Annotated in this window: 8 protein-coding genes and 1 pseudogene; 1 reads left to right on the top strand and 8 read right to left on the bottom strand. The window is 61.6% G+C overall.

The genetic code is table 11. The annotated features are described in order from the left end of the window. Nucleotides 1–366: 366 nt before the first annotated feature. Complete coding sequence (locus G9U53_RS12650; RefSeq protein WP_030535724.1) at nucleotides 367–2,580, bottom strand: DNA polymerase III subunit gamma and tau; 2,214 nt, start codon at nucleotides 2,578–2,580, stop codon at nucleotides 367–369. Nucleotides 2,581–2,742: 162 nt separating this feature from the next. Between G9U53_RS12650 and G9U53_RS12645 the strand changes: the two genes are divergently transcribed. After that, a complete protein-coding gene (locus G9U53_RS12645; RefSeq protein ID WP_003943791.1) occupies nucleotides 2,743–4,056 on the top strand; it encodes an ammonium transporter in 1,314 nt (437 codons plus the stop codon). Between the two features lie 6 nt (nucleotides 4,057–4,062). Here G9U53_RS12645 and G9U53_RS12640 read toward each other — a convergent pair whose 3' ends face one another. The 7 genes and pseudogenes from G9U53_RS12640 to G9U53_RS12610 form a co-directional block, all read right to left on the bottom strand. Next, nucleotides 4,063–4,434: a carboxymuconolactone decarboxylase family protein gene (locus G9U53_RS12640; RefSeq protein ID WP_007731560.1), complete on the bottom strand. Its 372-nt coding sequence runs from the start codon at nucleotides 4,432–4,434 to the stop codon at nucleotides 4,063–4,065. Nucleotides 4,435–4,442: 8 nt separating this feature from the next. Continuing rightward, entirely contained in the window at nucleotides 4,443–6,032 is a 1,590-nt protein-coding gene (locus G9U53_RS12635) for a long-chain fatty acid--CoA ligase (RefSeq protein WP_165638739.1), read from the bottom strand. Beyond that, a complete protein-coding gene (locus G9U53_RS12630; protein ID WP_165638738.1) occupies nucleotides 6,025–6,648 on the bottom strand; it encodes an alpha/beta hydrolase in 624 nt (207 codons plus the stop codon). Before G9U53_RS12630 ends, G9U53_RS12635 begins: the two co-directional genes overlap by 8 nt. After that, nucleotides 6,648–8,009, bottom strand: a pseudogene (locus tag G9U53_RS12625) (MFS transporter). Before G9U53_RS12625 ends, G9U53_RS12630 begins: the two are co-directional and overlap by 1 nt. Nucleotides 8,010–8,104: 95 nt before the next feature. Continuing rightward, nucleotides 8,105–9,157: a 3-keto-5-aminohexanoate cleavage protein gene (locus G9U53_RS12620; protein WP_099696779.1), complete on the bottom strand. Its 1,053-nt coding sequence runs from the start codon at nucleotides 9,155–9,157 to the stop codon at nucleotides 8,105–8,107. Between the two features lie 51 nt (nucleotides 9,158–9,208). Continuing rightward, nucleotides 9,209–10,108: a TauD/TfdA family dioxygenase gene (locus tag G9U53_RS12615; protein WP_054780791.1), complete on the bottom strand. Its 900-nt coding sequence runs from the start codon at nucleotides 10,106–10,108 to the stop codon at nucleotides 9,209–9,211. Between the two features lie 30 nt (nucleotides 10,109–10,138). Continuing rightward, nucleotides 10,139–11,113 (bottom strand): quinone oxidoreductase, encoded by a 975-nt coding sequence (locus tag G9U53_RS12610; RefSeq protein ID WP_054780790.1) that lies wholly within the window; start codon nucleotides 11,111–11,113, stop codon nucleotides 10,139–10,141. Nucleotides 11,114–11,235 lie beyond the last annotated feature (122 nt).

Below are 11,235 nucleotides of genomic sequence, written 5' to 3'. Positions count from 1 at the left end.
AATATGTGGCCAATTCGCCGAATGTCCCAAATTGGTCGATCCCCGCAAATCAAACATCCGACAACTATCAATCTGAACATTCGTGACACACCGAAATTTAACAGCAGCACTCGAATGCCCATCAGACAACGAGAAATTCCAGATATTCTTCGGCGACCATCGTCCGAATCGACGTTTCGTTACACCGGAACTGAGCGAACGAATGTGCCAGCAAACCAGCCACATACAATTCAGCTTTGCGAGGCCGAACCGGTGCGCTTTCGAGACGCGCGCGCACAAAGGGAACGGCACTTATAACAATTCGATCACACAGTGGTGCAGCTGGATTCCGACAGCTGTTTCACGCACACGGACCGACTCGGCAACTCAGCTTTCGAGGCGGCGAGCTCCGAGGACGTCCTTGAGGAGTTCCTTTGCAACATCCTCGGGATCACGTCTGGCAGTCGGATCAGCGGGCTCAGCCGCCTCCGCAAACATCTCGTCCTCGTCCTCCGGCGTTGCAGGCGGAGGAGTTGCCTCGTAGTCGACCTCAGGAGCAGGGGCCGGTCCAGGGTCTTCCGGATAGTCGGGGGCCTCGGGCGGCGGAATGTCGTCCGAATCTCCGCGCTGGGGCTGCGGGGCCTTGGGCTGCTGCGCTGCGCGCTCCTGACTGGGCCGCGAGAAGCGGGGCGCAGCGGCAGGGCGGCTCGGAGCTTCTGTCGCCTTGGTTGCGCTCGATACTGTCGGCGCTGTGGGCGCACCTTCTTGATACTCGACTTGCCAAGTGCCACCGAACATTTCGGCAAGGACCTCGCAAATGACCGCCGCGTTGTGCGGTTGCGTCACACGAGCACCCAGGACCGGTGAGCCGTGAGCGATGACAACGACATGTCCACGCACGTCGTGAACCGTCGCAGCGGACAGCATGGCCGGAAGAACCTTGTTTCGTTCACCGACCTTGTTGCGCAAGGTGTTCCACGATTCACGGAGAGTCTCGACTGTGGGGCCTGCCGAGACCGGCGCAGCTTCGGCAACCGCCGGCTCGTCGAACTCGGGCTCGGGCTCGTAGTCGGGTTCCGGCTCGGCAAGCCCGATCAGCTCTTCCGCCTCGACAGAAGCAGTAACCGGTGGTTCAACCACAGGAGCTTCAACTATTGGAGCTTCGGCAACCGGAGCTTCAACCACCGGAGCTTCGGCAACCGGCGGTTCCACGATCTCGACAGTGGGAGTCTCGACGACGGGAACTGCCGCTACCGGAGGTTCGACGACAGGAGCCTCCACAACCGGCGGCGCCGCAGCTGGAGCAGGCGCGGCTGGTTCCGGCCGTGCCTCAGGCTCGGCCTTGCGTTGAGAGGGCCGTTGGAACTTGGAAGCAATCTCCGGTTCGAGCGGCGGCACGGTGGGTGCCGGCGTTGCTGCCGCGCGAGGAGCAGCCGCGACTCCGGCAGCCGGAATACCTTGTTCCAGGCGCTCCAGCCGCTGCAATACAGCTGACTCGGTGTCGGAGGCCGACGGCAGCAGCATTCGCGCGCACATCACTTCGAGCAGCAGCCGCGGCGCCGTCGCACCACGCATTTCGCTGAGTCCGGCATGGACAGTCTCGGCGAAGCGGGTGAGCGTGGCCGGGCCGACTCGTTGAATCTGCTCACGCATCGTGACCAGCTCCGCTTCCGGAGCGTCGACCAATCCTCGTTCGCTGGCGTCGGAAACAGCCTGCATCAAGATGAGATCACGCAGGCGCTCGAGAAGATCGAGCGCGAATCGGCGTGGATCGTGACCGGCGTCCATCACGCGATCGACAGTGCCGAACAACGCGGCCCCGTCACTGGCAGACAGGGCGTCTACTGCTTCGTCGATGAGCGCGACGTCGGTGACTCCGAGAAGAGAGAGCGCGCGCGGATACGTGACACCTTCTTCTCCTGCGCCCGCGAGCAGCTGATCGAGGACACTCAACGAGTCACGAGGGGAACCGCCGCCGGCCTTGATGACCAGTGGATACACCGCAGGCTCGACCGGTACGCCCTCCTGGGCGCAGATCTTTTCCAGGAGTCCGCGCATGGTCGACGGCGCCAACAGGCGGAACGGGTAATGGTGTGTACGCGAACGGATGGTCGGGAGAACCTTTTCCGGTTCCGTCGTCGCAAAGATGAAGATGAGGTGTTCCGGCGGCTCTTCGACGATCTTGAGCAGCGCATTGAAACCCGCCGCCGTCACCATGTGTGCCTCGTCGATGATGAAGACGCGGTAGCGAGATGCGGCGGGTGCGTGGAACGCCTTGTCTCGGAGTTCTCGGGTGTCGTCGACGCCACCGTGACTTGCGGCGTCGAGTTCCGTCACATCCAGGTTGCCTGTGCCGCCCGGGCCCAGCGAAACGCACGAGTCGCACACGTCGCACGGCGTCGACGTCGGTCCCTGCTCACAGTTCAGCGAACGCGCCAGGATTCGCGCCGACGACGTCTTTCCGCAGCCGCGCGGGCCGGAAAACAGGTAGGCATGGTTGATGCGTCCGGTGTCGAGGGCCGTGCTGAGCGGTGCGGTGACATGCTCCTGCCCCACCACCTCGGCGAAGGACGCGGGTCGATACTTCCGGTACAGGGCCACGCGCAAAGACTACCGGCGACCCACGACAGGTGGTCCGGTGCGGGTGCAACGCCGACTTCTCCCGAAACATGTTCGCAACACAATCGCAGTGCGGAGGAAACCGCACGCACTCATCGTGGGTTCCGTGCACGCGGGCTGGTCCGCGTGCGTGAGGAGAAAACTGTGCCCGCCACCATCGATGCCGGAGCAACTGCCTGGTTGCTCGTCAGTACTGCACTCGTACTTCTGATGACGCCAGGACTCGCACTGTTCTACGGCGGCATGGTCCGCTCGACGGGCGTACTCAACATGATCATGATGAGTTTCGTCTCGATCGCACTCGTCACGGTTGCGTGGTTGTTCGTGGGCTACAGCCTCGTGTTCGGCGACGATCACGGTGGCATCATCGGCGGACTCGAGCACATCGGCATGGCGGGCATCGACCCGTCGACGGTGCACGGGAATGTCCCGGAAGTGTTGTTCGCAACCTTCCAATTGACGTTCGCAATCCTTACTGCAGCGCTCATCAGTGGTGCGATCGCCGACCGCGCGAAGTTCTCCGCCTGGATGATCTTCGTCCCCATCTGGTCCTTGCTCGTCTATGTCCCCGTCGCTCACTGGGTGTGGAATCCGCAGGGATGGCTCGCCCAGATGGGCGCACTCGACTACGCCGGTGGCCTCGTGGTCGAAATCGTGTCCGGAGCGTCGGGTCTGGCATTGGCACTGGTCCTCGGCCAGCGGATGGGTTTCAAGGCCGAGTCGATGCGTCCGCACAATCTGCCGTTCGTCCTGCTCGGCGTAGGCCTGCTCTGGTTCGGTTGGTTCGGATTCAACGCCGGCTCGGCCCTTGCGGCCGACGGTATGGCCTCGCAGATCTTCCTCAACACACTCGTCGCCGGTTGCACCGGACTACTCGGCTGGCTGTTCGTCGAGCAGAATCGTGACGGACACCCCACCACGTTCGGCGCAGCTTCGGGCGTCGTCGCCGGTCTGGTCGCGATCACCCCGTCGTGCGGAACGGTGAACATGTTCGGTGCGCTCGTCATCGGTCTGATCGCCGGCATCGTCTGCTCGTACGCCGTGGGATGGAAGCACAAGCTCGGCTACGACGACTCCCTCGACGTCGTCGGCGTGCACCTCGTCGGCGGAATCGTCGGCTCGTTGTTGATCGGACTCCTCGCGACGGCCGTGATGACAGGCGGTCCGGAAGGTTTGTTCTTCGGCGGTGGATTCGCGCAGTTGGGCAAGCAGTTCGTCGGCGTCGTCGTGGTCGCGCTCTATGCCTTCGGTGTGACCTACGGTCTCGGAAAGCTCATCGACAAGACCTTCGGCTTCCGCATTTCGCGTGAAGACGAGGCCCGCGGAATCGACGTTGCCCTGCACGCGGAGTCGGCCTACGAGCACGGAGTCCTCGGCCACGGTCCGATCGGCGGACAGAACCCGAGCCCGTTCCTCCAGCGTCAGCGGGAGGAACGGGAGAACCGCGAGCGGGACTGACCGCCCTCACCGGTTCGCGATTTCCTCCATCAGGATCGGAACGCCGACATTGCAGGAATGAATCCCGACGACGGTGGTCAGTTTCAGCACCTCGAGAATCTCCTTCGAGGTCACTCCCATGTCGAGCGCGGCGCGAATATGGCGTCGGACGCCGGGTGCGTACATGTGTGTGCTCGCCGCATCGACGGCTATGCACAGCAACTGGATCACCTGAGGTGACAGCACCCCGCTGTTCCAGGGCTGCATCGCTGTCTTCATGTACAGCTCGGTCCACTCGGGATCCAGCTCCGAAAGTCCGTCCCACAACGGATTCCAGCCACCCGAATCCTTCATGGCCTGGGTCACGGGAAAAGCTTCACTTGCTCGAACGTCAGTCATCGATCTCCTCAGGCCATCGAAAATGCTTGATTCAGTTCACGTTTGAGAATCTTTCCGGTTGCCGTCATCGGCAGCGACGGCACGAACTCGATGCGACGCGGATATTTGTAGGCGGCCATCTGTTCCCGCGTCCAATCCACGAGATCCGATTCGGAGATCTCTTCACTCGGCTCTCGGATCACGAACGCGACAACTTCTTCGCCGAGGCTCGAGTCCGGCACCCCGACGACGGCGACGAGTGAGACGGCTGGGTGAGTGAGCAGAACCTCTTCGATTTCGCGTGGGTAGACGTTGAATCCGCCCCGCACGATCATGTCCTTCGCGCGATCGACGATGTAGTAATTTCCGTCGGTATCGACCCGTGCCAAATCCCCGGTGCGAAACCATCCGTCGCGCATGACTTCCGCCGTCGCCTCGGGTCGGTTGAAATAGCCCTTCATGACGTTGTGCCCGCGAATGGCCAACTCTCCCAATTCATCGGGGCCGGCGATCGTGTGCCAAGAGTCGTCGACAAGCCGCGCTTCGACGCCCCAGATCGGCACGCCGATCGAACCGGGCCGGGGGTCGCTCTCCGGGTCACTGAACAAGGCCAACGGAGAGGTCTCGGACAACCCGTACCCTTCGGGGATCTGAACACCGAAGCGTTCCCTGAACTGTGTCAAGATTTCGACGGGAAGCGCTGCACCACCGGAGATCGCGCACCGCATGTTCTGTGCAACGGTCTCGATATCCACCCCGGATTTCACTACCTCCTCCAGCACGCCGAGCAGTCCCCAATACATGGTCGGGACGCCCGCGAAGACCGAGATCTTTTCGCGTTCCATGATCTCGCGTGCCGCGGTCGCATCGAAGCGCGGCATCAACACCAAGGTGGCACCGACGCAGATTCCCGCATTCATGGTCACTGTCTGGCCGAACGAGTGGAACAACGGCAAAGTCAGGAGATAACGCTCATGCATGGACGGAACGCTCTCGAACAACCGGTTGGTCGACAGTGCATTCAAGACCATGTTGCAGTGAGTGAGTTCGGCGCCCTTGGGCTTTCCGGTCGTGCCGCTGGTGTAGAGGATGACCGCGGTGTCCGTCGGTTCACGAACAACCGCGACTGCAGGCGTTTCCGTGCCGGACACGGATGCCAGTGCTTCGCCTAGAGTCTCGACTCCGAGGATCGATGACGGTGCACCCGACTCGGCGCTGATCACGATCAGGGCCGAACAGGTCTCGCTCTGCTCGAACCCGGCGATGGCGTACTCAGCGATCGGCAATTCGGGACTTCCCTCGACACAGAAGTACAGCTTTGCTTCCGAATCAGCCAGGTGATAGGCGATTTCGCGCCCCTTGAGCAGAATGTTCAGAGGAACGACGACGCCGCCGGCCTTGAGAATGCCGTAGTAGACGATCGGGAACTCGAGAACGTTCGGGCAGGACAACGCCACCTTGTCACCTGGCTCGACACCCCGCGAGACGAGCAGATGGGCGATGCGATTCGCGTAGGCGTCGAACTGCGCATACGTCAGCCTCGCTTCCCCGAGAACCAGCGCATCCCGTTCCGGGTATCGCCGGGCCGAATCTTCCAGCAGAGCAGCAAGATCAAGCACGACTGTGTTCCTCCTGCGCCTCGGAATCCGTGGCATGAGACGAGGCAGCGCGCGACACCGACTCGAGCAGTTCCCGCACCAACGATTCCGCCCGCGGCCAATACCCGTATCCGGACGCCGGATTGAGGTGTCCGACCTCGCCCAGATCCAGTAACCGACTCCCCCATCCTTCAGCCAAACCCACAACTCGGCGATACCCGGCCAGCGGATCGTTCCGACTCGCCGCGACCGTGCTCGGAAACGGCAGACGCTGACGCGGTATCGGTAGCCACCCGTGTCGGTCGAGATCTTCGAGAGACGGATAAGACTCGGGCAGCGGAAGTTCGAGATCCGCCGGCGTGACCAGAAGTGCGCCCGCAACCTCTCGATGATGCGCCCTCGCCCAGTGAGCAACTGTCATGACTCCGGCGCTGTGCGCGACCAGGACCACCGGGCTGGAAACACTTGTCAACACCTCGTCCAATGCCGCAACCCTGGCATCGCGACTGAGCTTGTCGGTCTCGAGGGGAGGAACCGTCAGAACGTTGTCGAGCCTGCGCGCGAGGTGAGTCTGCCAATGATCTTCGACATGATCGCGCAGACCGGGAACTATTACTACCGTGGGTGATTCATCCATCAGGCACTCCGAACATCTGCTACTTCAGTGGCGTCGGGGATCTCGGGCCGATTCTGCAACGTCGCCAGCCGCCTCATCCCGGCGGGATAGGCACGCTTGCCGGCTACCAACGCGAGGGCCGCGACGACATAGACGAAGGGCGAAAGCTGTAGAGCGCCGAGAAGACCCAGGTGATCGGCGAGGATGCCGACAACGAAGGGACCGAGCGCCAGCCCCAGAAGGTTGTTGGCAACGGTGAGCGTTCCCATGGCCGAGGCTCGAATCGAGTGATGGGTAAGGTTCGCGACCATCGCTGCCGTCGGTCCCGACTAACCGGCGGAGAAGAATGCACCGATACCGAGCAACACGAGTTGCGCTGTCCCCGTGCCCAACCGGAGCCCGATGCTCAGCGCCACCAACGAGATGGCGCAGTAGACGATGGCAGTGGTCCATTTTCGCGCCGAATCGTCGCGGCTGAATCTGTCTGTGATGAAACCGCAGACCACCATCCCGCTTCCGACAAGGAGGACGAATACGGAAGCCGTGACGCCGGCCTTGTCCGGGGCCAAATCGTAGTAGCGATTGAAAAAGCTCGGCAACCACGCCAGAAGTACAGCGGCGGTGAACATCTGGAGACCACCACCGATGTAGGCGAACAATACGGCCGGATTGGTGAACAACGATGACACCGGCGCGCGAAAGCCGTCGCGCCCGAGCGCTTCCCCGGCAGCATCCGGCGCGGCCTCGACGGCGTAGGCCGTGAGCTTCTTCTCGGTGACGAGGGCACGGAAGAGCGCAACCAGAATCAGACCGAAGATCGCCATGGCGGCAAAAGACCACCGCCAACTGAACTGAACTGCGATGAACCCACCGATTGCCACACCGATGACCGAACCGAACGATCCACCGGCCATGAACGCACCGGCAAGAGCTGCGTGCACACGGGGCGCAAACACACTGAGCACCACGGCGATACCCACGCTGCCGTACGCCGCTTCACCGACACCGACCAAGAACCGAGCACCCAGCATCTGTTCGTAGGTCTGAGCGATAGCGCACAGCAACGTCGCGACACTCCACAACACGGCCATCAGGATCAAGCTCTTGACGCGCCCCCAACGGTCCGCGAGCAGCGACAACGGGAACGTCAACAGCCCGACCATCAATGCCACCACGCTGCTCAGGGAGGCAAGGTGCGAATCGGACAGATCCCAGTCGGCTTTCAGGATCGGGAAGACCGCACTGAGTACCTGCCGCGACATGTAGTCCGAGAGAAGTAGACCGAAAGCCAGGGCAAAAACGATCCACGGGTATAACTTTCGTCGTCCGCCGATTCCGAGCGCGGTGTCCACACGTGGTGTGGCGGGAGCTTGCAGTCCCATGACTCTCCTAGGAGTACTCGAGGTAGATCGGGGGCTTCGGGGTGCGAACCGTCACGGTTCGCACCCCCGGAGCTGTTGTACGAGACGGGGTGGACTCAGGCGTGCTGCGTGAATCCCAGCTGGCCGATCCGGCGGTTGGGTGCATAACCCAACTTCGTCAACGTCTCGTCGGTGTCGACATACGTCTCACCGATCCGGTAGATGTCGCGAGCTTCCTTCGCGGTAGCCACCTCGCGGCCCAATTCGCCTGCAATGCGCACCAACTGCTCGATCTGCTGCACCGATGTCATCTTCTCGCCCTTGCGGCCCCAGATGGTGTCCTCGTTGCCGCAACGAGCGTGCAAGCCCATCGCGATCGCCATCGTGTTCACCGGCAGGACGCTACGCATCAGCGTTTCCAGGGTCAGGCACGCACCGTCGGGAACACGCTGGACGAAGTTCATCATGTTGTACGGGTTTGGGCCGTCGAAGCCGCCGCCGATTGCGACCCACGTGAGGTTGACCGGACCCGTGTAGATGCCGCGTCGGATCAACCGCTCCACCGTTTCGAGCTGCGGAATGCTCGACAACTGGAAATGCGGCTGGATTCCGGCGGCCTGCAGCCGGCGCAGGTGCTCTGCCACCCATTCCGGACCGGCGGGCACGGTCATCTCCCGATACGTATCGGCCAATTCCGGACGCTGCATCGACGTACCCGCGATGTCGTCGTCGGTCATCAGTTCCATGATGTTCATCTGGCTGGTGTTGATCGCGATCGTCACCTGATCAGGAGCGGGCTCCAATTCCGCAAGCATGTGACGCACGTCGTCGGACAACCACTTCGCATCGGCACCTTCCCCTTCCGGAGCGAACGAAATCGAACCGCCGACCTGCAGGATCATCTCGGGAACGGCCTCACGCAAGCGACCGAGAAGTTCGTTGAACTTCGACAGACGCTTCGAACCCTTGCCGTCGAGTTCACGCACGTGGATGTGGAGAACGGTGGCACCGGCGTTGAAGCAGTCGACGGCTTGCTGGACGTGCTCGTCCATCGACAGCGGTAGGTCTTCTGCAAAATCGTCCGGTTCCCACTCCGGTCCGTAGGGAGCAACGGTGATGACAAGCTTGTCCTGGGTTTCGGGGAACAGTGAATCGTCGTGGAAATGCATAGCGTGACTCCGATCGAGTGAATGAATTATCTTCGGGGCTGGGAAGAGAGATCAGAACGGTGCGTCGCCGATGATTCCGGCGCGCTCCATCTTTCGAACTGCGGGCCAGTAGTCCTGCACCGCGTAATGCTGTGTCGAACGGTTGTCCCAGATCGCGACGCTGTTCTCGGTCCAGCGCCACCGAACCTGATACTCGGGAATCTGGGCCTGACTGGCCAGGTAGGTGAGCAGGTTTCCGGCGCCGGGGGCGTAATCGATTCCGTAGCGGACATTCTCGGGCGTGTGATAGTTCACGAGGTGCGTGGCAAACGAGTTGACGAAAAGAATCTTCTCGCCGGTCTCCGGATGTGTTCGTACCACGGGATGTTCGGCGTCGGGAAAGCGTTCCCTCAGTTGGTGGCGCTGTTCGATCGGCATCCGAGCGCCGAAGGTCGACTCGATACTGTGCCTGGCACGCAGGTCCTTGATCTGCTCCTTGACCCGCGCCGGCAGATTCTCGTAGGCGAGTGCCATGTTCACCCAAATCGTGTCGCCGCCGACAGGAGGTGTTTCCACACAACGCAATACACATCCCATGGGCGGGTTGACGCGCCAGGTGGCGTCGCAGTGATACGCATTCTCGAAGTGCTCCGGCGGGCTGTCCAGGTCTTTGTAGATGCGGACCAGGCCCGGATGGTCGGGATCACTGCCCAGAGCTGGATGATCCTCCAGTTCACCGAATCGCTGGGCAAGTTCTACGTGCTCGGCTTTGGAGAAGTTCTGGTCGCGAAAAAACAGGACCTTGTGCTCGAGTAACAATGCCTTGATTTCGGCGAAGAGTGCATCGTCTCGCGCGACCTCTCCGAGATCCACCCCGGACAACTCTGCCCCGATCGAACAGGTCAATTTCTCGACGTGGATCGTGCTGGTCGACGGGAGCAGGTTTTCTGTCAGCGTTGCAGTATTGGTCATGACAATTCCTCTGGGAAGTGCTGTTTCGGTTCAGACGGAGAAGACGGAGGAACCGATACTGCGACCGGACTCCATGTCGTGGTGCGCGCGCACCGCATCTTCGAGGGGATATCGCTGGTTGATCTCGATCTTGATTCGCCCGGACTCGACGTGTGAGAACAGTTCGCCCGCCAATTCGGCACGTTCTGCGGGATCCGCGATGTAGTCAGCAAGTGCCGGACGGGTGACGAAGAGAGATCCCTTGACTGCCAACTGCATTGCCTGAATCGGCGGAGTCGGTCCGGACGCCGTTCCGAAGCACACCAGCAGCCCGCGCCTGGCAAGGCAATCGAGTGAGATGTCGAAGGTGGACTGCCCGATGCTGTCGTACACAACCGGCACGCCGACGCCCCCGGTGATCTCCTTGACACGCGCGACGACGTCCTCGCGGGTGTAGATGACGACTTCATCGCAACCGTGAGCTCGGGCAACGCTCGCCTTCTCGTCGCTCGACACCGTTCCGATCACTTTGATTCCCAACAGTTTTGCCCACTGGGTGAAGATCAGTCCAACCCCGCCCGCCGCAGCATGTAGCAACACGGTGTCTCCCGCTTTCAACGGGTAGATGCGACGCAGAAGGTAGGCGGCAGTCAGTCCTCGCATGGTCATGGCGGCCGCGGTGTCGAAGGCGATGCCGTCGGGTAGCGCGATCAGGTCGGACGACGCCATGATCCGCTCGGTGGCGTACGCACCCAGCGGACTGCCGGTGTAGGTCACACGGTCCCCCACTGCAAAATCGACTACTCCCTCGCCGATCTCTTCGACCACACCGGCGCCCTCGACGCCCATCCCGGCAGGCAATTGCGCAGGATAGAGGCCACTTCGAAAGTAGGTGTCGGCGAAGTTCAACCCCACCGCTTCATGACGAACCCGAACCTCTCCGGCGCCTGGTCGTCCTACCTCGATCTCTTCCCAACGCATGACGGACGGTGTGCCGATCTCGTGGAACCGAATGGCGTTTGCCATCAATGCTCTCCAATTCTGTGGGCGGGCTCGACTCGATTACGGTCGAGCTGTATTCGTACGCAACAACTTCCAGAAGTCGGTGCTCGGCTTCCTGGTCGTGCCGAACTGATGTGAACAAAACT

This window comes from Rhodococcus sp. D-46, from assembly GCF_011290655.1.
GTDB classification, from domain to species: Bacteria; Actinomycetota; Actinomycetes; order Mycobacteriales; family Mycobacteriaceae; genus Rhodococcus_F; species Rhodococcus_F qingshengii.
Note: the sequence above shows the minus strand (reverse complement) of the source record. Positions and strands in the feature narration are given on the sequence as shown.

Bases quoted from the DNA above. Each gene is read 5' to 3' on its own strand.
- G9U53_RS12615 (WP_054780791.1), bottom strand. From the start codon at position 10,108: ATGACCAATACTGCAACGCTGACAGAAAACCTGCTCCCGTCGACCAGC.
- G9U53_RS12610 (WP_054780790.1), bottom strand. From the start codon at position 11,113: ATGGCAAACGCCATTCGGTTCCACGAGATCGGCACACCGTCCGTCATG.
- G9U53_RS12620 (WP_099696779.1), bottom strand. From the start codon at position 9,157: ATGCATTTCCACGACGATTCACTGTTCCCCGAAACCCAGGACAAGCTT.
- G9U53_RS12630 (WP_165638738.1), bottom strand. From the start codon at position 6,648: ATGGATGAATCACCCACGGTAGTAATAGTTCCCGGTCTGCGCGATCAT.
- G9U53_RS12640 (WP_007731560.1), bottom strand. From the start codon at position 4,434: ATGACTGACGTTCGAGCAAGTGAAGCTTTTCCCGTGACCCAGGCCATG.